Consider the following 23,188-nt stretch of genomic DNA (forward strand, 5'->3'; position numbering starts at 1 on the left):
AGTCCTTTCGGAAATTTGGGAGAGAGCGTCAAAGTAGGGAGATGGCGGGCTCGGGGCGGGGAAGTGGCGCCGGCGCGAGCCCGTCAGAAATTTTCTAGGACACGCGATCGAGGATAATCTCGCGCTCGGCTGTCGGCGCGGTGTCGCCGATTTCAATGCCCGGCTCGATGGACTCGAGAGCGCGCTCGAACTTATCCGGAGTTTCAGTGTGCAGCGTGAGCAGCTTCTGACCCTTGACCACCTTGTCTCCCGGCTTGGCGAAAATCTCAATACCGGCAGTGGCCTGCACCGGATCATCCTTACGAGCACGTCCTGCGCCCAAGCGCCAGGAACCAACGCCGAGAGCCAGTGCATCCAGCTTGGTCAGGTAACCGTCAGCCTGCGCAACCACATCGTGCGTGTGAGGTGCCACCGGCAACGCGGCATCCGGATCGCCGCCCTGAGCGCGGATCATCTTCTTCCACGAATCCATTGCGCGGCCGTCCTTCAGAGCCTGCTCCACGTCAGCATCGTGTACGCCGGCCAGCTCCAGCATGTTTCGGGCCAGCTCACAGGTCAGCTCCACGACGTCCGTGGGGCCACCGCCAGCGAGAACCTCCACCGATTCGCGGACCTCGAGGGCGTTGCCGATGGTCAGGCCCAGCGGAGTGGACATGTCCGTTAACAGTGCGCGGGTATTCACGCCCGCGTCGTTGCCCAGGTCAACCATGGTGCGGGCCAGTTCGCGGGCCTGATTCAGATCCTTCATGAAAGCGCCTGAACCGACCTTGACATCCAGCACCAAGCTGGAGGTGCCCTCCGCAATCTTCTTGGACATGATCGACGAGGCAATCAGCGGAATGCAGTCCACCGTCGAGGTGATGTCACGCAGCGCGTAAATCTTCTTATCCGCAGGTGCCAGACCCGCACCGGCTGCTGCGACGACCGCGCCGGAATCCTCCAGGATCTGCATCAAGCGGTCATTCGGAACATCAGCCTGCCAGCCAGGAATGGATTCCAGCTTGTCCAGGGTGCCGCCGGTGTGGCCGAGGCCGCGGCCGGACAGCTGCGGGACGGCCACGCCGTAGGAGGACACCAGTGGGCCCAGCGGCAGCGTGATCTTGTCACCGACACCACCGGTGGAGTGCTTGTCCGTGGTGGGCTTGCTCAGCGATGCGAAGCTCATGGTCTCGCCCGAGTCAATCATCGCCTGAGTCCAATCCACAATTTCGCGACGGTTCATGCCGCGGATAAAGATGGCCATGTTCAGCGCCGCCATCTGTTCATCGCCCACGACGCCGCGAGTGTAGGCGTCAATGACCCAGGAAATCTCTTCCGGACTGAGTTCACCGCCATCACGCTTTACCTTGATGACGTCAACTACATCGAACTTTTCAGCCATTGTTCGCTCCTTTTATAGGCGATTGTGCTTAGCGATATTGGTCTTGTGAACTCTGCTGATTCCGATTATCATCAGCACTAGAACAAATGTCAATAGTTAACTTTCCATTTGTACCCACATAAGTATGTTTGCATAAACACCTCGCACAGGCTCGGGGAGGGAGAGCACAATGTCCCACATCTCAGACGAAGAACTACTGGCTAAGGCCTACGCAGCCACGGAAAACTCGTACGTCCCCTATTCAGGTTTTCCGGTCGGTGCCGCACTTCTGCTTGACGACGGCACGGTGGTCACAGGCTGCAACGTGGAAAATGCGTCCTATGGGTTGACCAACTGCGCAGAGCGCACAGCCGTGTTCCGCATGGTCGCGGAGCACGGCGGCAACCATAAGATTGCGGCCTGTGCCATTGTCGGGCGAAAGGCGGCACCGTGCCACCCCTGTGGTGCCTGTCGGCAGGTCCTGCACGAATTTGGGTGCAAGCGTGTCATTGTGGAATCCGAGCGCCCGGAAAATGGTGGTTTAGGCGCTCCGGCCAGCATCGACTTCGAAAAAATTCTCCCTTACGCCTTTGGTCCCGAGGACCTGTAGGCATCATCACCACAGCCTCTTTTATCAAGAAAGAAGACCTTAGTCATGGATAGACTGCAAGGCTTACTGGGCATCATCCTCGTCATCGGATTTGCCATTGCTATCTCAAAGAACAGGAAAGCCATTAACTGGCGCACGCTCGGCGTTGGCCTGCTGCTGCAAGCGGTGTTCGCGCTGGTAGTGCTGAAGTGGGAACCCGGCTTCCAGGCGTTGAAGAGCGTCGCCGGTGCCATTGAGAAGATGATCGACTTTACAAATGAGGGCACCTCATTTGTCTTCGGTAATCTTTTCGACGGCACGGGGAAAAACTTCGTCTTCGTGCTCAACGTGCTGCCAGTGATCATCTTCCTGGGCGCAGTCCTCGGTGCCCTCTACTACCTGCGGGTAGTGCAGTACTTCGTTGAGTATGTCGGGTCCGCACTGAAGTTCATTATGGGAACCTCGAAGGTAGAGTCCGTCTTCGCTTCCACGGTGATTTTCCTCGGGCAGTCGGAGGCTCCGCTCGTCGTTAAGCCGTATATTCCGAAACTGACCAAGTCGGAGCTGTTCGCATGTATGTCGGGCGGTTTTGCTTCGGTGGCCGGATCGACGTTGATTGGTTACTCCCTGCTCGGTGCGCCATTGGAGTACCTGCTGGCGGCATCGGTAATGAACGCGCCGGGCTCGCTGCTGATTGCGAAGACTTTCTGGCCGGAGACGGAGGAATCCGATCTGGATGCGTCGGTGAAGGATGTCCGCGACACTGAGTCGAAGAACGTCATTGACGCGCTAGGATCGGGTGCGTTGGCCGGCGGTCGTATCGCTGTGGTTGTGGCATGTCTGTTGATTGCGTTCATCGCTGTGATTGCGATGCTGTCGGCCATGATTGGCGGCATCGGCGGCTGGTTCGGTCAGGAAAACTGGTCACTGGAGGGGCTGTTCGGCCTAATCTTCGCGCCGATTGCCTGGTTGATTGGTGTGCCGTGGGAGAACGCAGGGCTGGTCGGTAGCTTCATTGGTGAGAAGACGATTCTGAACGAGTTCGTCGGCTACACCTCGTTCTCGGAGCACGTCGACTCGCTGGATCCGAAGTCCATCATGTTGGCGACCTTCGCCCTGGCTGGCTTCGCCAACCTGTCTTCCATTGCAATTCAGATCGGTTCCTTCGGTGCGCTATCGCCGGAGCGTCGCGGTGAGATTGCCAAGAACGGTCCGCTGGCGCTGATTGCGGGTCTGTGCACCAACCTGCTCAACGCTGCAATTGTGGGTGTGATTGCGCTATAGCTAGGTGCTTGCTGTGTGGTTAGTTACTGGCCCTGCTAGTCGATCTTCTGGAACGGATCGGTAGCAGGGTCAGTCTCAGCAGCGGGCTGCGAGGAAAAATCTTCAGTTGCTTCTGCTGGCATTTTATCCAGGCGGTCGGGTTCCTCAGTTCGGAATTCGGCCGCCTGCTTTTCTAGATTCTGATGGATTTTCTGCTCGCCCTCGGCGGCCGCGGTAGCTCGGGGTGGAAGCTGGATGTATCGCTCTGCGGGCAGGCCGGCGCGCAGTTGGCGCATCCTCTCAACCTCGGCATCCAGCTTGAAGCCGAAGACCACGACGACATTAATGCCCCAAAGTGCAGTCATGAGAGCAATGACGGCACCCATGGCGCCGTAGGGGTTTGAAGCCGCAAAGTTGAACAGGTAAAGCTGCAATGCCTTGCCAATACCCAGCGAGCTGATAATTGCCAGTGCCGAACCGGTACTGAGCCAGCGGAATTTGCGCATGCGCACATTCGGTGTGAAGTAGTACAGCGAGCCAATCAGAATCATCGACATGACGATAATGACCGGCCAGCGCAGCCAACTCCAGACGGAGATGCAGAAGTCAATGACCTGTCGCGTGGTCGATTCAATACCCAACGGGCGGGCAACCGGTTCGACGATGGTGATAACTAGCTGGTCATTGACAACAATCGCAATGAGCAGTACCACCGTGCCAATGAGCAGCAATAGCGTAATGGCGACCATGAGCAGGTGGTAGCGAATAAGCGTGCGGCCTTCGGATACGCCATAGATGGAGTTACCCGTGCGCGAAAATGCGCGCGTGTAGGCCGACGACGAAATCAGCGCAAAGACAATACCGATAGTCAGTGCGACAAGACCGCCCGTGGCGGAGCCGATAATCGTTGAGATGACATTGCGAATCGGTTCGGCATACTCAGCTGGAATGTAGCTGCGGATGAAATCCTCGGTCAGTCGGTTGAGGTCATCGGTGTAACCGGCCAACATCAGCGTGGCAATTGAGTAAATCGCAAGCAGTGCGGGTGCGAAGGTTAGCACCGTGTAGTAAGTCAACTTCGCGGCGGCGTCGAAACCGAGCTCCAAGAAAAACTCGATACCCGCACGCTTGAGAGCGTAGAGCGCTCCTTTCCACCCCACGGGTGGCAACTTCTTCGCGGACTGAGCAAAAGATGCGTCCGCCGACTCGTAGGCCTGGAGTGTGTGCTTGATCTGCTGTGCTGGTGACACCTAAAGAATCGTCCTCTCCGACCGGACAGCGGCTGCAACATATATGCGGACATCTGCGCTCGCTTAAGTCTATCGGTCGAAGAGAGCAGAGACGCTTCTCGGGCCCGGGTGTCAGTTCTTTGTACTGATGCGTCCCGAGACAGCTAATCCGTGGCAGAGGGAGGGGTGGAGCTAGTGGGTGAGTCTGGCGAGCCCGGTGAGTCCGATGAGTCGAGCGAAAGTAGGCGCTCGGCGGTGGCATCGTCAATGACCAAGTGAGTGGCCAACTTTGTTCGAAGGGCCACATCGATAGCCTCGGCCTTGTGTGCGCCACCGGCCACAAGTACCCGAGTGGGGATCCGGCGCAGGTCAGAGAGGCTGATACCTACCGTGCGGGCATCGACCTCTGGCAGCGCAATGCCACCGTCCGGGCGGTAGAAGCGTGAGCAGGCATCGCCCACTGCGCGCTCCACGAGTAAGTCCTTTTCGGTTGCCGACAGCTGCCCCAAGTTCAAGGCCAGTGAATCATGGTCGACTGCGCCGACAGTGAAAACGGCAATGTCCACCGTCCGGCCAAGCGCCAATACGCTGGCGATGAACCGATCCTGTTCCACGATGCGCTTGGTCTCGACCGAATCGAAAATCACCGGCAGCGGCAATGTGCGGGCATAGGCATGGAAAGCGTGGCAGAACCCGCCAATAGTGCGGATGTCGTTCGTGGACTTATCAGAGTGGCTCATTCCTCCCTTGAGCTGCACAATTTCCACGCCCGAGACATCCTTGGACTTCAATTGCGTGGATACGGAGTACATGGTCTTACCCCACGAAACACCGACGAGGGTACCGTCGACCACCAGCTCGTCGAGAAGCTCGGCGCCCACACGCCCCAACTCGCGGAGTAAGACTGCGTTGCCAGCGCGTGCCGGTTGCGCCAGGCGCACATCGTTGAGCTGGTAGCGATCCCGCATCTGCGTCGCGGTCTCTGAGGCTTCCTCGCGCGGGTCGTGGATTTCAATGCGCACGTAACCGCGCTCACGGCCAAGGTTGAGCAGTTTAGAGACCGTTGGGCGGGAAACCCCGAGTTCGGTTGCAACCTGAGACTGTGTGAGCCCCTCGCCGTAATAGAGCTTGACGGCGGTGAGTGCTTGGATGTCGCGGGTGTCCACAGCGGCCTCCTCCAGCAAGAGCACTTAGTAAGCGCACTTGTAACAGGAACCTCGCTTGATTGGGACCCTGCCCGACTTGGTCATCGGGAAAGCGTGCGCCTCACCTGTGATTTTAGTTCCACGTTTGCAAAAACAAAAAGTCAGCTTTTGCATTTGTAGTAAACGGTGAGGCATTTGCTGTCCCCGGAGGCTGCGGAAGGCATCGGAGGGTATCGCAGCGCAGGTTGAGTTCCCGCAGAATTACCAGATATTCACGCGCTCATTCGGCTCACGCCACATGCCGTCCCCCGCTGAAGTGCCGAAGGCCTCATGGAACTCATCGATGTTGCTGGCAATGACGTTGCAGCGGAACTCCGCTGGTGAGTGCGGGTCGATGGCAAGCAGCTGGCGTGCAAACTCCGGACGAATCTTGGAACGCCAGACCAGTGCCCACTGCTTGAACAGGTCACGGTAGGTCTCGGGGGTGTCCTCCAGCCCGAGCTCCTTCCCGCGGGCAGCGAGGAAACGTCGGAAAGCGACGACGGCAATACCAAGCCCGCCCAAGTCACCGATGTTCTCGCCCAGGGTGAAGCGACCATTGACGCCGGGCAGGTCAGCGCCCTCCTCGGCCTGCTCGCGCAGAGCCTGCGGAACCAGGCCCTCGTACTGGTCCACCAGCGCGGAGGTCAGCTTCTCAAAAGCTGCACGATCCTCATCGGTCCACCACTGGTGAAGGTTGCCGTGACCGTCATACTGCGAGCCCTGGTCATCAAAACCATGCCCAATCTCGTGACCAATAACCGCACCGATGCCACCGAAGTTCTCCGCCGGAGAAGCGTCCGGTGAGAAGAACGGCGACTGCAAAATCGCAGCCGGGAACGTGATGTCATTGACCACTGGATTGTAGAAGGCATTGACCGTCTGCGGAGTACCATGCCACTCATCACGATTGGCCGGGGTGCCCAGCTTTGCCACCTCATAATCATGCGCAAAAGCGCTGGCAGCGCGAGCATTCTCCATCAGTGAATTCCCGAGCTCCATCGCCGAGTAATCACGCCAACGCTCTGGGTAACCAATCTTGGCCTTAAATAGCGACAACTTCTCCAGCGCCCGCTCCTGCGTCGCCTTCGTCATCCACGGCAGCTCCGAAATGCGCTCCCGGTACGCCGCCAGCAGGTAGTCCACCAGTTCCAAGACCTGCTCCTTGTACTCCGGTGGGAAATGCTTTTCCACATACAGCTTGCCGACGTCATGTCCAACCGCCCCGTCCGCAAAGGCAACACCACGCTTCCAGCGTGCACGCTGCTCGGTCGAGCCCTGCAGGGTTCGGCCGTAGAAGTTAAAGCTCTCCGCAGAGAAGTCATCCGACAGGTAGGCGGCGCGCTGGTGGAGGACGCGCCACAGTGCCCACAGGCGCAGATCTGCCAGGTCAGTGTCCTGCCACAACTTGCTCAAGTGCTCGAAGTACGACGGCATCATCACCACGATGGTGTCGATGGCAGTCTGGTTCGTCTCATTGACACCGGTGGCCGCGAGCCACTCCGCGACCGGGAAGCCGGTAGGGAGGTCAGCAATGGCCGTCTTGTTATAGGTCTTCAGTGCATCGCGGGTATCGACCACATTCCAGTGACCAGCGGCAATACGCTTTTCAAAAGCCACGATGCGCGCCGCCGCAGCGGCCGGGTCCACCAACTCGAATGCAGCAAGCGCGGTGGAGAGGTTCCCCGCGCCGTCGTCATGCGAGGAGAGAAGCTTCAACATAGCGGCAACATGCTGCTCATAGGCAGCGAGGGTGTCGGCGTGACCAGGCTCGCGGTAGTAAGCCTCATCCGGGAGGCCGAGGCCCGACTGCAACAGATAGAGAGCATCCAGGTCCGAGCCGGAATCCTTCTCTACCCAGTACCCGAGCGCACCACCGACACCGAGGCGGTCGAGGCGGCCGAGCGCCAACGCCAGCTCATGCGCGTTCTCGGCGGAGGCAATCATTTCTAGATCCTGCGCGAGAGGAGCTGCGCCGGCGTTATTAATAGCGGCTTCGTCCATAAAAGAGTTGTACAAGCGAGCGACGCGGGAATTCGGATCCGCATCGGCGGCAGTGGTGATGAGCTCGCGGACGTTTTCCTCCGCCTCATCCCGCAGCTTGTAAAAGGCGCCATCGATGGGGCGGTCAGCCGGGATGACGTGATTGCTAATCCACTCACCGTTGGTGGCCAAGTAGAGGTCATCCTGCGGGCGAGGAGTTGTTGAGAATTGGGACGTTGCGGACTGGGTCTCAGTATTAGTGCTATTTGTCATGCCGCCAGTCTAGGGGCAAGGGCGGATTGAAGCTGTGACTGGAGGGGTGGAATAAGTTTAGGCTTACGAATGGGGCTGAAGTGGTTTAGGGGGTAAGGTGCAAACCATGAAATTTCTTCCACTTTCCGCGAACGCGGTGCTGAAGCGGCGCCCGGGACGCGCCACTTTGGCAAGTATCGTGGCCGTTGCGCCGCTGACCTTGGGTGCTATTGCACCGGCAGACGCACAAACACAGGATGCATCTGCACACTCCAACCCGTCCGCTGCTGATTCCAAGGGCTCGCTCGACTTTTTGACTGTTCAGGAGTCGCAGGGCTCTGACGCCAACGGTTCGTCAACTGGTCCGGCTACCAGCGCATCGTCTAACTCGGCTCGCTCTGGCTTCAACATGGGGCCGACCGGCGTGGACGTCTCCAAGTGGCAGCGCCCAGGTGGCGTCGCACTGAAATGGGACGAGGTCGCAGCCAGCGGCCAGAAGTTCGCTTTCATCAAGGCCACCGACGGTGTCGAAGGTGACCAGAAGTACTTCCTCGAGGACTCCATCGCTGCAGCGAAGGCCGGTCTGTATGTGGGCAGCTACCACAAGGCACACCCGGATCGCTCTGCAATTGCGCAGGCTGACCAGTACGTAGAAGCACTGCAGCAGCGCGATGAGCAAATCTCCACAGACAAGACACTGCCGCCGGTGCTGGACATCGAGCTGGATAATGGCCTCAACCCGACCCAGCTGCAGAAGTGGACCAAGGACTTCCTCGAGCGCGTAGAGGAAAAGACCGGCGAAACCCCGATGATTTACACCTACCGTTGGTTCTGGCAGAACCCGATGGGTAACTCGACCGACTTCACTGACTACCCGCTGTGGCTCGCCGCCTACGAAGACAGCGCTCCGACCTCACTGCCGGGCGGTTGGGAGAGCATGGCCTTCTGGCAGCGTTCCTCCACCGGCCGCGTCGATGGCATCCCGACCAACGTGGACGAGGACGTCTTCAACGGCACCGACGCTGAGCTGCAACAGCTGGCTGCTGCTCACTAGCAGTATGTTGTGGGGTCTGGGGCAGGCTAAAACTTCGTCCGACCCGCACGCCACGCAATCAACGCAGGCAGGAGCTTGTCGACGTCGTCGACGACAATAAGCGCATCGAGAAGCTCCGGCCGCACAAAACCCGCATCCACAACGTTGCGGAGCAGAGCCAACAGCGGCTCCCAAAAGCCCGAAGGTCCCAGCAATGCCACTGGCTTGGCATGAATCCCCAGGTGCTGCTGGGTCCACACTTCGAAGAACTCCTCCAGCGTGCCCGCGCCGCCGGGGAGCGCAACAAAAGCATCGCCAAGCTCATACATGCGCGACTTGCGGTCGGGCATAGTCGCAACAGTTTCCAGGTGAGTCAGCCGCGGATGGGCAATTTCCTTCTTGACCAGGACCTCGGGGATGACACCGGTGACACTGCCGCCGTCGTCAAGCGACGCGTTAGCAACCGTGCCCATAAGACCAATCGCCGCGCCCCCGTAGACGAGCTCCACCCGATTTTCCGCGAGTGTCTGGCCGAGGCGTTCGGCGGTGACGCGCCAGGCGGGATCGTTGCCGAAGCCGGAGCCGCAGAAGACAGTCAGTGACGACAGTGCGCGCTGTGGCTGCTCACGGCCAGCGGCAAGCTGGGGCAGCTCTTCGCGGAGCTTCGGCAGAGTGGTTTCGACCAGCATAGGGGCGATTTTCCCGGTCGGTAGCCAGGGGTCGAGCCAGCGAACCTCTTCAATTTCGGCGTGGGGCTGAACGTTCGCCAGCTCATCGGTGAACTCGCCGACATAGCGCACATGGTGGCCGACGACCTCGAAGCCCGCCTCGTTGGCGGCGGCCGCACGGGCGATATTCCACGGACGCAACAGCGATAGGTCGATGTCCACGCCGAGCTCCTCGGAGACCTCGCGAGCGGCGGTGACCTCCGGGCGATCGACGGACTCACCCGGCTCGAACTTGCCGCCGGGCAGCATGAACGTATCCGTACCCCGCTTACGAACGCACAAAACCCGCCCCACCGGGTCAGTCACAACCATTGCGGCGACAACGATGGAACGGGTTTGTGCAGTCACTCGGGCTCCTTAGGTGAAGGAGGCACCGAGGCTCTTTCGCCTAGGGATCCTTCACAATCATCTTCCCGGGCGAGTATAGACCCGAGCGAGTGATATCTTCATACTCAATTTCGGCGACATCCGGCTTGACCTTGTCCTTATTCGGACGCGGCGAGAGCTTCTCGACGGAACCCCAGTCGCGGCGCCAGTCGTTCTTGAGGTAAGTCGGTACGGACGTAGCCTCATTCACAGCGTCGGAGAATCCGAGCGGACCACCGCCATCGACCGACTGCCAGACATCTGCACCGACGACCTTCAGGCCACGGTCCGGAGTGATGCGGTACTCCGGAAGCTCTGCGACACCTGCGTAGTGGTCGAACGGACGCTGGCACGGGAACTGGAAGGCAACCGGCCAGTCCGGGATAGTCGCAGTTTCCGGCGAAATGACATCAGTCATCGACTGCAGCTCGGCCAGGCGCGGCGGGGTCAGTGCCAGCCACTGATCCTCGGAGACGTCATTGTCCTCCGCGACCAGTCGCACAGCGGTCGCTCCCTCTGGGATCTCCTCGGTCAGGAAGCGCAGGTTACGCCAGGTCGGAGCAGGGCCGATATCAATCGGCTCCGACTCGGAGAGGACCTCGAAGCCATCCTCGTCGCCGCCCTTGCGACCGTACTCTGCCACCAGCTTGCGACCCTGCTGAGCCACACCGTTGATGTCGTGGTGGAAGATACGGCCAGCCGCCGATACGACGAGTAGCGGGTGGTCCTCGTCAATCTCAGGCAGCTGGAACCAGGAAGTTTCCAGGCTTGCAGGACGCTGAATGTCCTCGGAGTAGGAGCCAAGCACCGGCACCTTATCCGGATCCAAGCCAAATGGCAGCTCGACCTGCGAGCCGTTGACACCCTTGTCGGCGCGCTTGCCGCCGTCGGTGCCCGACGCGGAACCGCCCTCAACTGTGGCTTCCGGATCAGTAGATTGATCATCAGTGTCGGCAGTACTTGCCTGGCTCTGGCTGGTGTCCACAGCTTCGGCCTTCATGTTTGACGGGACGCCGTTCGGGTCGAAGCCACGGTTCTTGCCGCCACCGCGCAGCGATTCCGCTAGCGGCTTGCCATCGACGGTATTCAGGAAGCCATCGTTCGGATCGGTTTCCATCAGCACATCGCTCGCCATATTACATGTCTGACCAGCCAAGGAGCGGATGTTGCCCGCGGCGACCGAGTATGCCGGGTACTGCGACACTGCGCCCTTGCCCAGCGAAGCCACCATGAACATCGTCACCAGCAGCGTCGTCACCGCAATCGGGGACGATGCAACTGCATTGATGCGGCGCGCGCGTGCCGACTTTTCCTGCGACTTCGGCTTGGTGCGGAACTCCTGGACGAAGTTCATTACGGCACCAGCCAGCAGCAGTAGCAAGGCCAGAGCCAATACTGCTGAACCCAGCTGGTGGCCGCGCAACTGAATAGTCTTGTCGAACCACGGCACACCGTAGGACGACACATACCACCAGCCGTTAATACCCATCAGCGAGAAAGCGAGGATGAAGGTGATACCACCGGCAAAGAACAGCTGGTTGCGCGGGTTACCTGCTACCCAATGGCTAATGGCCATGGCGGCAAGTGCTGCCAGGGAAGCCGCGATGCCCGCGTATACGCCGAAGTGGTGCGTCCACTTTGTCGGCGTGAAGGTCAGGAAGAACATGGTGCCGATGAACATGAACACCAGGCGTGCCGACGGGCCGGCCAGAGCCCCCGGAACGGTGCGGTGACGAAGCAGCGCGGCAATCGTGATGCTCAAGCACGCCAGTGCAATCAGAACCGGGAAACGACGCGGGAAGGCGCCGTCGACCGACTGCAGCACCAGCCAGTAGTAGCGGACGTACTCGTTGTACCAAGGCTCCGACGGGCCGATGATGCTGCGGACGCGAATGGACTCGCGGACCGTGGCCAAAGTCTGGTCGCCGAAGACACCGACCAAGATGGCGGTGCCGGCAGCCAGGAACGGTGCAATCTGCATCAGTGGGGCCTGCCAACCACCACCGAGAGCCTTATGGCGCTCAACGACAATGCGCACCAGCATCGGGATGCCTGCGAGCAGGGCAGCAACTGCCATTAGGCCCGTTGGGCCCGAGCCCAGTGCCAGCGTGGCGATAACCACTGCGACTGCAGCTGGCAGCAGGCGTCGAGTCAGAATTGCGCGCTCAATGAATACCCAGGTCAGCAGGGATCCCAGAGCAATGACCGGCTCCGGGCGCAGTCCGTTGTTGTACGGCAGCCAGAAGGCCAACAGCACACCAGCAGCAGACCAGTAGGCCACCCGGCGCTGGGCAATCTTGTCGCCGAGGCGCGGGATAACCATTCGGGAAATAATGAACCACACCAGCAGTGCGGACAGCAGCGCCGGTAGTCGCATCCACAGAGATGAGGTGGACACCTTCACCATCAGCGACAGCAGGTCGTAGTAAGGGCTGCCGAACGGTGACTCAGGAGCGCCGAACCAACGGTAGTAGTTCGCCATGTAGCCCGACTCGTCGGAGACGCGCGCCATGGTGAAGATGTAACCGTCATCGGAGGTGTTGCCACCGATGAAGTGCCAAACAACCAAAATCGTGCCGACCAGGATGTCCAGCGGAGTCGGCTTCAACGCACCGCGCTTGAACAGCGGAGTGAAAGGGGAACCGTCGATACGGTCAATGCGAGCCAACGCGACCAGGGAAGCCAGCGTCAGAAGCAGACCCAAGTACATGACGATGTACTTCACCACTGTCGGGTGTGAGGTGTAGCGGGAGTCGATGTTCATGTGGACATCGAGTCCATCGGCTACGGCCTTGGCCGCGTCACCGTCAGCGGGCAGGTCAGTGTAGATACCGGTGACCTGCGGACGGTAATCGCCGTGTGTGGTGGCGGTGAGCTTCTCACCATCTGAGTTCTTGGCGCCGTCGATGTTGACGGTGGTCTCATGCTCGTTTGAGCGGATCTCCAGGATCTTGCCCTTGTTGCTGGCAAGCTCCTTCTTATCCAGGCTCATCACCACGCTGTCGCGCAGAATGACGTCGAGGCCGTCCTTGCCCGAACGCACCATCAGGCCCCGTTTGGTCGGCTTATCCGCGGTCGGGGGGATAGTCGACAACAGGGTCGTCCGTTTGTCGGAAAGTTCATCCGTCAGGGACAGAGGCAGATCGACGCTCAGATCCAACGGTGCCTGCGCCATAAGCGGTGCATCCACTGAGTTCAGTGTGTCGCGCTGAGGCCAAGACACGGAGGACTGAGTATTCACGACCGGGAGGAACGGTGTGATGACAAAGCAAATGAAACCGACGATTCCAGCGATAATCGCTGTCCAACGAGTCAGTGTCGTAGGAGAGGGGCCGTCCATAGGCGGTCTCTCCACGCGGTCGATGGTCACTTCGGGTGAGCCGTCGACACTTTCTTTGATTTCTTTAGTTTCGGCAGTCACAAGGAAAGATACTACGGTAATTGGCGTTTTTCTTTGAGTTTGCAACGCGAAAGTTACATCACAGTTTCCACATTAGTAACAGGAATCACGTTTACAGCAGGGGATAGCCGCCCAATACCTACTTGCGAACCGCCACTACGAACGGGCCGACCTGGTTTAGCTCCCAGTGCTTCTCAAATGCAGAGCGGGCAAAATTCAGGCTCCGGAAGACCACATTCGGATTGTTCGGATAGATATCATCCGCGATGTCCAACGTCAGTGGAGCGGCATCCTCGCCATCAGGTGTCTCAACCTCGCCCCGCAGCACAATGGCATCCGGTCCGCGCCACGGCGTTTCATCCATGGCCTGTACGAGCTCATCGGGATCGCGAATCTCCGACCATTCCTCCAATGCCTGATTACGGCGGTCGAACTCACCCAGAGGGTTAGCGTAGTGGCTGGTCAGTGCCTGGAATCCATACCAGGGATAGAGTGCTTGGAAATTCTTCTCATCCGTCAGCACCACTGTCTGGGCCGGATCGAGCCCGGCCTCCTTCAGCGTTTGGTCCACCGCTGAGTACCACGCCCCGGCATTCGGTGGGAAGCGGTCCGCGCGCTCGCCGTTACCGTCGGTGTCGGTATGCGCCAAGTCGATGGCGCCATGCAACTTATTCGGAATCGACTGCGCGTAGCCAATGCCCGCCAGCAGCAAGACTGCCGCCATTACCGCGGAAACGCGCTTGGCAATGTGAGCTGGTGCCGCCTGCGGCCAATACTTCTCGATGCCGTTGAGACGGGCGTCGGCAAGCGCGACCACACCAGCCGCAATCAACATGAACGTAATCGGTGCGGTGAGGCGGAACCCCAGCAGCGTGCGTCCGAGCAGCGTCGCCACCATCGAGGCAACTACCCAGCCATAGAGCACCAGCGTGCCCAGGCCGAGCGCGCGGGCATCCGGCTCCGTGGCGCTGACCAGCATGCGCACGACGCCGATGAAACACAGCACACCGATTACGCTGGCGGCGAGCATCGGCAAAGGCAGCTGCGCGCCCTCCGGGGGCAGGTAGTGCGTCGCTGTCGCGCCCGAGCGCGGTGCCCCCGTCGCAACCGCCAGCATGTACGGACCCCACACCGTCGCCGCAATCAGCATCGACCCCACGCCCATAATGATCAGGCGCACTACGGGCATCCAAGAGCTTGACGACGTCCACGCGACCACGGCCAACACGACCACAATAAGCGCGCCTACGGCAGTGTAAAGAGTGTAGAAAGTCGCAGAAATACCCAGGAAGACGAGCACGCCAAACATGGCGGACCAGGCGCCGGTGAGACCGCGCCAGGCCATCACGGTCATCGCCGGAAGACCCATAGCAACGACTGCGGCGTAGGGCTCATCGGCGACAGTGGCCAGGGCGACGGCCGTGGTTGTCAGCGCAATGCCAGTGGCTACTGGCAGGGAGCCACTCAGGCGTTGCCACACCGGAACCAAAACACAGCCAGCAGCGGCGAGTGTCATCAACGCCCAGGGCTGGAAGACCTCCCAGCCGGCAATGCCCAGGATATTGGCCAGGCGTCCGCCCAGGAAGAACCAACCAGCGGGGTAGAAAGACGGGATGTCGATGTACGACATGTCATGCAGGCCAAGCTCCGCGGCCATCCTGGTGAGGTATTCAGTGCGGAACTCCTGGTCGACAGAAAGGCCGTCCAGCCACAGCCTGGTCGAGCCCAGCGGCAGGCCGACGGCAGAGACCACCAGAATGGCCGGTGACATGTAAGCCATCAGGTACGTCAACCACGTTAGCCACCGGGGGCGATTGTCTTTGCCCTTGGTGGCGAAGAAATACAGCAGGACGGTGGTGAGCGTCAGCGTGATGACAATCAGCGCTGTTGCGACCGCCCTGGTCAGCTGCGAGCCGCCGAAGGCCGGCAGCGACAGGCGGTGGAACACAAACCAGGACGCCAGAGCGATAACCGAACCGCCCACAAGCGCTGCGACCAGGTAGAGGAGGGCAGCCTTGAGGGAGAGCTGGTCATCATTGAAGATCTCGTAGCGATCTTCGTCGGTGAACTCGCCTGCGAGCCGGTTTGTGGAAAACTCTGTAGTTTCGTCAAAAGCTGGCGAAGCCTGTTGGGCTTCGCTGCATGATGAGGTGTCGGCCTGCTTGTCAACCATGCTTTTAAGTGTTGCACACGAACGTGAACGACCGGATACCTGCGACGTGGATATCGCTTTGAGGGACGAGTTCTTTAGAGTTTCACGGTAAGGTCTTTACGCGTCGCGAGAAGGAAAGCTCTCCAAAGGATTATTGAAGAACTGGCAAGCCCGATGACCAATCCCCACCACACCCCGTGAGGCCCTAGACCGATGGGAAAAGCAAGTACTAAAGCAGCTGGCAAACCTATAATCCAATAACCAGTGAGGGATGCCTTCAAACCAGTAGTGGTGTCGCTAATCCCGCGCAGGAGACCGATAGCTATGTTTTGTGCAGTATCGACAAATTCCATCACTGCGCCAATAGCCAACAACCCCAATGCGATGCTTAATGTCTCGGTGGCATTGGATTTCTCGGAGCTGTTTATAAATGGGGAAAGTACGAGGCGGGGAGCGCAAAGAAAGCTGACGGAAGCAACAGCAACGATGGCAGCCATCATCGTTTGAGTTCGAATGCCGACTTGGCGTGCAAGGGAGTTGTCATTCAGACCCCAAGCGCGACTCACAAGAATAGAGCTGCCGTGGGAGAACCCAACACCAATCTGGAAAACAATAAAGGTTATTTGATAGACGACGTTGTGCGCTGCGAGTGCTTCTGTGCCAAAGGATCCCATGACCATCGCCAGCACAGAAAACATGCCCGCTTCGGCTCCGTAGGTTGCTGAGACTGGAAGCCCCAGACGAAGCTGAGTGCGGACGAGGTGACGGAGCCTTCCGTGCATCGTGTCTCCGTCGGCACTCCAGAAATCGAGGGCAAGAAAAGTTGAGAGGTCGGGATCTCGGATGGTGATTCGCAGATAAATTAGGGCCGACAATAAATGAACCAGTGTGGTGGACAGTCCAATGCCTAGCAGACCCAATGCAGGAAACGGCCCGAATCCAAAACCGAGCGCGTAGTTCAACGCTGCATTCACTACGATCATCGCCACGGTTATGTGTAGTAGCGATTTTGGTTTGCCGAGGCCTACACAAAACTGACGGGAGACTTGGAACCACAAACAAGGAACAAGACCTGGCGCGAGCAACCACATCATGGAAGTGGCTGCGGAACTAATCTCAGCGGACTGGCCGAAAAATGGCAGCGCGTAGGCAATCCCGATTAGCACTAGTGCTCCCACGAGGCCACTGGCAGTTGCTAGGAACCAGCCGGTGCGTGAAAGATTGCGAATTTCGCCTTGCAACGTAGTAACAGATAGTTCAGAGTCCGCTCGTTCGCGAGATTTGCTTTCGTACAGCGCATGAGCCGACGCAATCCTATTGCCCAGTGGTGTTAATAGGCCCACAGCCATTGTGCGTACTTGGTTAAACCACACCACTGCCAAGCCTCCGCCAGCCAGAGCCTCGAGGCTAAGTTGACCCATCATGAGAGTGTCCGTGGTTGAGATTGCGATGTTCGCAAGCTGTGTGCCGGCGAGGGGAAGAGACATCGCCAAAAGCTGACGATTTAGGTTCTGTGAGGTAGTACCGGGCACTACTTTTCCTTCGACCATGAAATTCGTGTTGAACCTAGCGGAATTGAACTTTTCCCAGCGCGCAATGACGTAATTTGTGCCCAAATTTTGTCCTCGAGGGCGACATCGAGTAAACCACGTTCGGACATCCACTCATCGTTGAATACGGTATCTAGATACTTTTCCCCTCCATCGCACACCATGGTCAACGATGTAGAGCCAGCGGGAAAGCCCGGCAGGAGCTCGAGGGCTGCTATTACGGCTCCGCCAGCAGATCCTCCCAGTAGAAGCCCCATGTGCTTTCCGATTGTTCGGCATGCAGCGAAAGCTGCTTTGTCGGATACCTTTGCTCCGTAGTCGAGTAAGTCGTAGCGAACTGAAGTGCCGATAACTGCACCTTCGGGGGTGCCCGTTCCAGATTGCCAATAGTCGTGTCCAGGAGCACCGAATGCAATGGAACCTTCCGGTTCGACGCCTATAATAGTGGGACGGTGTCCCAATTGATGGAGACGTTCAGTAACTCCAAAGAGGCTTCCACCTGTGCCTACGGCACTAATGATATGAGTCGGACTTTCCCCAAGATCATTCAAAATTTCATCAGCTGCAGGGTAATAACCCATCGAGTTTGCGACATTGTCATGCTGCTTCATGAATACCCAGCCGTGTTGTTTGCCGAGCTCCTCAGCATGGTTTTCTCTAGCCGATGTGGCGAGCGAATCGTCATCTTGATTGGAAACGAAGCACATCTGTGCATTCATTGCACGCATGGAGTTCAATTTATCTTTACAAGAATGATTATCGACGACTGCTACGAAGTCGTATCCGCGCTCAAGTGCAAGAAGTGCTAAGCCCTGTCCAGTATTACCGGAAGTCGATTCAACGATAGTGCCATGCTCTTGAAGTCGGTTATCCTGCTCTGCCGCCTTAATCATCGACTGGGCCATCCGGATTTTCGCACTTCCAGTTGGGTTGAATTGCTCGAGCTTAAGCAAAACGCGACTTTTCTGGGGAGTACAGACAAGCTCGAACAGAGGAGTATTGCCAATGAGTTGAGACATCTGCGTATAAATTCTTCTTGGCATCTTTATTTGGCCTCTGTTCTAGCGATCTTCCGTGATGGTCATGGTGACAGGATTAAAGGCGTATTTCTGAGGAATCCGATATCCGTGGAAAGCAGACTCGTTCGAGTCCATTTGATACCCGGCTGTGTCGGGATAGACTAGGAAATCTCCAGGTCGAGGCCTGTCGGGGAGTTGAATCATTCTTTTGCTGAGATAATCGCTGTCTAAGCACGTTGATCCGGAAACTGCTGTTGCGGTAGCTACTCCCGAGTCGATAATGACTCCGTTACGCACAAGATATGGGTCCGGATAATACTCCGAGTTGAACCATTGCTCTGAGAGGCTGAGACTAGTTCCACGTACGACAGTTACTGTCCGTGCAGCATTGGGCAATGCGTGACACGAAAGAACAGGAAAGAAACTAGCACCCGCGAACTGGCATAAAGACCGTCCAGGCTCTGCCAAAATCTTTATGTTGTGACGATGAGCGCGCTGAGCCATGGAGTCCGAGCTGCGTCGAGTGGACTCCATATCTCGACGTGTCAGTGGGCGATGTTGATTAGCTATAAACCGTAGTGAGTATTGTCCGGATAAAGGTGATCCGAACGGATATTGGTCTTTAGGTTTATCCGAATCTATGAACATTTCGTTTTTTAGTCGAGATTGCAGGTTTCGCCAGACTCCATACTCGACTGAGCTTGTGGGAAATCCACCTCCAATGGAAATAGTGTCGGCCCGTGGAGACAGGGAGCGCACCTTGAGTAGGGTGTCGATTGCCAGATGCGACATGTTTATCCTCTCGTGGAGGTCATAACCGTTGCAGTGGAAACTTAGGCCGGTAATTTCGATGTTGGCACGGCCTTGGCTAAGACGAGCGGTTAGAGACAAGGCGGTATCGATGCTCATACCAAACCGTGTGGAGGGGGTTTGGTTCGCAATCCGGAGAAGAACTCGGAGCTGATTAGGCGTATCGATTTCGTCGACAAATTGGGAAATTATTCTTGAATCTACTTCATTGGAAATAGTTAGAGTTGCATCGTGGCAAACTGCCAAATGGATAAGTTCTCGACTCGGTGTAGCACCAGTAATGATTAATTTATTTCCTGGTACACCAGCGGCCAGAGATGATTGGAACTCTTCGACGCTGGCGACATCGATTCCACTGTCGAAACCACGAAGAGCACTCAGTGCTATCTCGCGACTGAAGTGCGCGGACTTATTTGCCTTTTTGCCAAACCGGATACCGAATTTAATGCCGACTTCCTTAGCGGTTGTATGCCAGGCTGAAAGTGTTTGAGCAAATTGGTTTGGGCAAAGGACATGAAAAGGGGTGTCGGAAAGCTCAGCAATGAAGTCAAGTTTCCCTGAGCCAATCAGAGCCGTTTGCCAGCTTGGAACATCAATCTTGCATGATATGGCACTTACCACAGGGATATCTCCGTCCCGAATCCCTGCTTAAGACCTTCCTTGGCGAGGATTTGGCCGACAGCGATATCGGTTAGAACTAGTCCGCTGTTATAGCAAAACGTAGTTTCGTCAATACGAGGCAGTTTGCGCCCTTTGCGGAGCAAATCGGATAGTTCGGCATGGACATTCGGCAACCGACCATCGGTGTCAGCGTAATCGCGACCGGTAACATTCATCTGTTCGATACTCGTCGTGATGACTCTGCTCGCTTGATGACAGATATCAGGGGCGATTCCGTAGCCCACAACAACGACGGTTGCGTGCCGGGGAATATCGGATGCTGTGACAGTACAACGAGTCTCAGGTCCAGCGGCCCCGATAATGAGATCACAGTTTGAACTCACAGTTGTAGGATCGTCTACAATCTTGATTTTTATTTTTCGGCCAAGCTTCACTGCTGCTGTTGATGCAATCTTGGCGCCTTTCTCTAGTCCCACGCTGTGGCTGCCGGCGAGATAAATCGTGTTTAATGTTTCAAAGGTTTCAAGGAGAAAAGGGGCTGCGTTTTGTCCTTGGGTTCCCGAACCGATGATGAGAGCGCTCTGAGGAATTGCACCAGCATACTGTGCCAATAGCGCTGAGACTGCCGGGGTTCTGAGAGTTCCTGCCGCAGCGCCGTCGAGAAGTGCAATAGGATATCCGCTGGAATCGTCGTACAGTGTGAGGGTCGTGTAATAGCTTCTATCCCTGGCGCTTTGTTGGTGAGTTTTGCTCCAATGGGTATAGGAAGTCTTGAATCCGACGGAATTTGAAGAACGACTTCTGCCGACCATCGAGTAACTCACGCTTTCAGGTACTTCAACTTTGATTTTCCCTGGGCACAGAGTTCCTGGCTGGTCGAGCTCGATGAGAGCGGATTTCACCGACTCGAGTACGGACTCGGGTGAAATTTTTATTTGAGCTAATTCTGATCTGCTGAGGACGGTCAGGTTAGTTCGCTGTTTCATAGGATTTCACCATCCATAAATCGGATGTGTTGGCCGTAGCCGGGTTCGTTGATTTCATTGATGGGGCGTGTGTTTTTGGTTCCCATAATGTTGATGCGTAGCATCCAGCGGTCGGTCCCGTCGTAGTTGGCTACGAAAGGTACTCGTCCGTGGGCGCATCGGTCATTGTTGATGATGACCATCTGACCTGGCTTTATAGGCACCGTATAGGTGACAGTGTGAAGAGCCTGTTGAAGCTTCTCAAATGCCTCCCACCACTGTAAGGTTCCAGAATTTTTGTCTGTGTAGGCGGGGTCAAACCTCATGCCTAAATTGCCATCAGTTTTCCAGATTGATGTCATGGCAGTAGGAGCTGCATATTCGTAATCACCGTAAGATGCATCTGGAATAATGATGGCTCCGTCCCCGGTTAGAATTTTTTTCGAATCTACATCGAGTAGATGCCATGCTTCATCGATGGGGGCCAGCGTAGTGCCGACATTTTTGGGGTTACGAAGACCAAATAAAGCGAAGTGCGTCGCGCGCCGCGGATGAAAAGCATCTTCTGTGTGCAGGGTCAATGTGGTGTTGCTGCTGGCGCCAACTTGCTGGTTCTCCTGGCCGCGGGTCGGCACCAAGTCTGTGGTGATACGGCCTTTCTGCTGTCCGAACCATCCGAATGGGCGACCGACAGCGCTAGCGATGATCGCAAGAACGAATCTCCAGGTTCGGACCTTGCCAACGCATTCCTGCCACGTGGCTGGGGTAGGTCCGTGAACTGCAGGGAAGGGAAGTCCATGGATGGAAGTGGCATGGGCAGTAGGGGAGAGCAGAATTAGTTCTTTCAGTTCCTCCAGCTCATCAGTCAAAAGATGATTGATGGCATTGTACGAGTCGGGAGAGCTAATCTTCTGTGTCGCAGCCAGTTCGTCGGCAGCTTTAACGATCCTGTGTGAGAGTTCTTGGCTCAGGTGCAAATGCTGCATGACAGAGAGATTAGGTGAGGGTAGCCTATGCTGTAAAGGGTGGCCTAGGTAATTATTCTTAAAAGAATTTCGTTAGTAGGCTTGCCTAAGCTTTACTGCTGCTGTAGTTGTTAGCTATGTCTTTTCTCCTGTGGGCAGTCTTTCTTAGAGATTAAGGAACCATCATGACCAATTTTTCTCGACGCCAATTCCTCGCTGCAATGGCAGTTATTGGGACAGGCACTTTTCTGACGGCGTGTACGTCACGAGAGTCGACGGCAGGGGATGGGGCTGCCAGTGGGGATGAAGTCGAAAACGTTAATGTGCTGCGTGTTGGGGCTCTCGGGAAAGCGGCAAGCGCTCAACGAGACCCTTACCAGCTTTTGCCTAATGATTCAGATATGCTTATTAGCTCCCTGATCTGGGAGGCTCTGACGGTGCCGGGCGAGAAAGAAACTGTAGTGCCACGCCTGATGCAGGAATGGAAACAGAATAATCCGACTGAGTGGGAATTTATGATTGCCGACGGTGCTACCTTCCATGATGGTTCCTCGGTCACATCTGAAGATGTCGTGTGGTCGTTGAAGAAGATGCTTTCGGATGAGGAAAACTCATTCCGGCTTCCAGTGATGCCTGATAGCATTCGTGCTGCTGGAGCCAACGTCGTTGTGATGGAAACTGCGGAACCGAATTCACAGCTTCCGATGCTTGCGCGATTGATGACCTTCGTGATGAAGAAGGGTTCCTCTGCTGAAAAGCCCATTGGATCGGGGCCGTTCCAGCTGGTCAGTTGGGAAAATGGTTCTGCTAAGCTCAAGCGTTTCGATAACTATCACGGAACAGTAGCAGGAGTTGCTGAGGTCCATGTCATTCCATTTGAAGACTCCACCGCAATGACTAATGCGCTGTTGTCCGGGCAAATTGACTTAGCTCAAGCTGCGGGTCCTATTGCGGCCCGATCCGTCGAAGGAAATGAAGATATAAAGATTGTGCGCCGGATGAATGACTCGGTTATTCCACTAATCATGCGTACCTCAGATGGGCCTTTCTCAGATGTGAAAGTTCGTCAGGCGCTGCGCCTTGCAGTTGATCGGGAGCAAATCATCCAACGAGCTCTCTCCGGTTATGGAACCCCTGCAAACGACATTCTTGGAACGGCAGATTCGAACCTGGATTCTTCGTTAGTGCGTAAGCGTGACGTTGTGAAAGCGAAGAATCTCCTCCAAGAGGCAGATTTTGACCTTGAGAAAACGTATGACTTGTACGTTACCCCTGAGGCTCCGGGTCAAGTAGAGGCGATGAAGGTTATCGCTGATCAGGTGAAAGAAATCGGCATGACTCTCAATGTAGTGGAGCAGGATTCGGGTACTTTCTACGACGAGACATGGACCAAGGCAGACCTATATTGTGGCTATTGGGGAACTAATGATTCTGTGCTCTTCTTCGCTGGGAAGGTTCTCGACGGTGACGCGGCCTCTAATGAGACCGCATTTGATGATGCTGAATTCAACGAGATCTATGACCAGGTACTGGAAAGCACCGATACTGAGAGAATTAACCAGCTAAGCCGCCAGCTGCAGAAGATTGAGTTCGAGCGATCCGGGTATCTGGTCTGGGGTGCATCTGACGGAGTCGATATTGCGAGAGCTAATTTGAGTGGTCTGCCTAAGGCTCCAGGCTATGGTCGTGTCCTTCTTGAAACCGTCCAGAAGGCTTAGT

The 23,188-nt window shown here is 56.8% G+C and carries 16 protein-coding genes; 4 read left to right on the forward strand and 12 right to left on the reverse strand.

Annotated elements, in window-relative coordinates; translation table 11 throughout:
* Positions 1 to 94 precede the first annotated feature (94 nt).
* Entirely contained in the window at positions 95 to 1,381 is a 1,287-nt protein-coding gene (locus HMPREF2820_RS00640; protein WP_070549373.1) for a thymidine phosphorylase, read from the reverse strand.
* 169 nt (positions 1,382 to 1,550) lie between these two features.
* Here HMPREF2820_RS00640 and HMPREF2820_RS00645 point away from each other — a divergent pair, with 169 nt between their 5' ends.
* Both HMPREF2820_RS00645 and HMPREF2820_RS00650 read left to right on the forward strand, forming a co-directional pair.
* Positions 1,551 to 1,970 (forward strand): cytidine deaminase, encoded by a 420-nt coding sequence (locus tag HMPREF2820_RS00645; RefSeq protein WP_049189792.1) that lies wholly within the window; start codon positions 1,551 to 1,553, stop codon positions 1,968 to 1,970.
* 45 nt (positions 1,971 to 2,015) lie between these two features.
* Positions 2,016 to 3,233 carry a NupC/NupG family nucleoside CNT transporter gene (locus tag HMPREF2820_RS00650; RefSeq protein WP_048732023.1) on the forward strand — a complete coding sequence of 406 codons (1,218 nt, stop codon included), beginning with the start codon at positions 2,016 to 2,018 and terminating at the stop codon, positions 3,231 to 3,233.
* A 35-nt stretch (positions 3,234 to 3,268) separates the two neighbouring features.
* Here the strand turns inward: HMPREF2820_RS00650 and HMPREF2820_RS00655 are convergent, their stop codons facing one another.
* The 3 genes from HMPREF2820_RS00655 to HMPREF2820_RS00665 form a co-directional block, all read right to left on the reverse strand.
* Positions 3,269 to 4,462 carry a YihY/virulence factor BrkB family protein gene (locus HMPREF2820_RS00655; protein ID WP_224783750.1) on the reverse strand — a complete coding sequence of 398 codons (1,194 nt, stop codon included), beginning with the start codon at positions 4,460 to 4,462 and terminating at the stop codon, positions 3,269 to 3,271.
* Positions 4,463 to 4,605: 143 nt separating this feature from the next.
* On the reverse strand, positions 4,606 to 5,607 hold the full coding sequence (locus HMPREF2820_RS00660) for a sugar-binding transcriptional regulator (RefSeq protein ID WP_070602277.1): 1,002 nt from the start codon (positions 5,605 to 5,607) through the stop codon (positions 4,606 to 4,608).
* Between the two features lie 240 nt (positions 5,608 to 5,847).
* The gene (locus HMPREF2820_RS00665) at positions 5,848 to 7,881 is read right to left on the reverse strand and encodes a M13 family metallopeptidase (RefSeq protein WP_070602237.1); all 2,034 of its coding nucleotides are present in this window, start codon (positions 7,879 to 7,881) and stop codon (positions 5,848 to 5,850) included.
* A gap of 106 nt (positions 7,882 to 7,987) precedes the next feature.
* Between HMPREF2820_RS00665 and HMPREF2820_RS00670 the strand changes: the two genes are divergently transcribed.
* Positions 7,988 to 8,914, forward strand: a complete 927-nt coding sequence (locus HMPREF2820_RS00670; RefSeq protein ID WP_070602239.1) for a glycoside hydrolase family 25 protein — start codon at positions 7,988 to 7,990, stop codon at positions 8,912 to 8,914.
* 26 nt (positions 8,915 to 8,940) lie between these two features.
* Here the strand turns inward: HMPREF2820_RS00670 and HMPREF2820_RS00675 are convergent, their stop codons facing one another.
* The 8 genes from HMPREF2820_RS00675 to HMPREF2820_RS00705 form a co-directional block, all read right to left on the reverse strand.
* The gene (locus HMPREF2820_RS00675; protein ID WP_070602241.1) at positions 8,941 to 9,969 is read right to left on the reverse strand and encodes a TIGR00730 family Rossman fold protein; all 1,029 of its coding nucleotides are present in this window, start codon (positions 9,967 to 9,969) and stop codon (positions 8,941 to 8,943) included.
* Between the two features lie 40 nt (positions 9,970 to 10,009).
* A complete protein-coding gene (locus tag HMPREF2820_RS00680; protein WP_070602243.1) occupies positions 10,010 to 13,408 on the reverse strand; it encodes an arabinosyltransferase domain-containing protein in 3,399 nt (1,132 codons plus the stop codon).
* Positions 13,409 to 13,526: 118 nt separating this feature from the next.
* Entirely contained in the window at positions 13,527 to 15,560 is a 2,034-nt protein-coding gene (locus HMPREF2820_RS00685) for a galactan 5-O-arabinofuranosyltransferase (protein WP_070602245.1), read from the reverse strand.
* A 74-nt stretch (positions 15,561 to 15,634) separates the two neighbouring features.
* Positions 15,635 to 17,089, reverse strand: a complete 1,455-nt coding sequence (locus HMPREF2820_RS00690; protein WP_070602246.1) for an MATE family efflux transporter — start codon at positions 17,087 to 17,089, stop codon at positions 15,635 to 15,637.
* Entirely contained in the window at positions 17,071 to 18,132 is a 1,062-nt protein-coding gene (locus HMPREF2820_RS00695) for a PLP-dependent cysteine synthase family protein (RefSeq protein WP_070602248.1), read from the reverse strand. Before HMPREF2820_RS00695 ends, HMPREF2820_RS00690 begins: the two co-directional genes overlap by 19 nt.
* 18 nt (positions 18,133 to 18,150) lie before the next feature.
* Positions 18,151 to 19,539, reverse strand: coding sequence for an alanine racemase (locus tag HMPREF2820_RS10610; RefSeq protein WP_076772194.1), 1,389 nt, complete (start codon positions 19,537 to 19,539; stop codon positions 18,151 to 18,153).
* On the reverse strand, positions 19,533 to 20,525 hold the full coding sequence (locus HMPREF2820_RS00700) for an ornithine cyclodeaminase (protein ID WP_070429116.1): 993 nt from the start codon (positions 20,523 to 20,525) through the stop codon (positions 19,533 to 19,535). The genes HMPREF2820_RS10610 and HMPREF2820_RS00700 overlap by 7 nt, the downstream gene beginning before the upstream one ends.
* Positions 20,522 to 21,490, reverse strand: a complete 969-nt coding sequence (locus tag HMPREF2820_RS00705) for a TauD/TfdA family dioxygenase (RefSeq protein WP_070602250.1) — start codon at positions 21,488 to 21,490, stop codon at positions 20,522 to 20,524. The genes HMPREF2820_RS00700 and HMPREF2820_RS00705 overlap by 4 nt, the downstream gene beginning before the upstream one ends.
* Before the next feature lie 164 nt (positions 21,491 to 21,654).
* Between HMPREF2820_RS00705 and HMPREF2820_RS00710 the strand changes: the two genes are divergently transcribed.
* The gene (locus tag HMPREF2820_RS00710) at positions 21,655 to 23,187 is read left to right on the forward strand and encodes an ABC transporter substrate-binding protein (RefSeq protein ID WP_035010183.1); all 1,533 of its coding nucleotides are present in this window, start codon (positions 21,655 to 21,657) and stop codon (positions 23,185 to 23,187) included.
* Position 23,188 lies beyond the last annotated feature (1 nt).

Source organism: Corynebacterium sp. HMSC064E08 (assembly GCF_001811805.1).
Taxonomy (GTDB): domain Bacteria; phylum Actinomycetota; class Actinomycetes; order Mycobacteriales; family Mycobacteriaceae; genus Corynebacterium; species Corynebacterium jeikeium_D.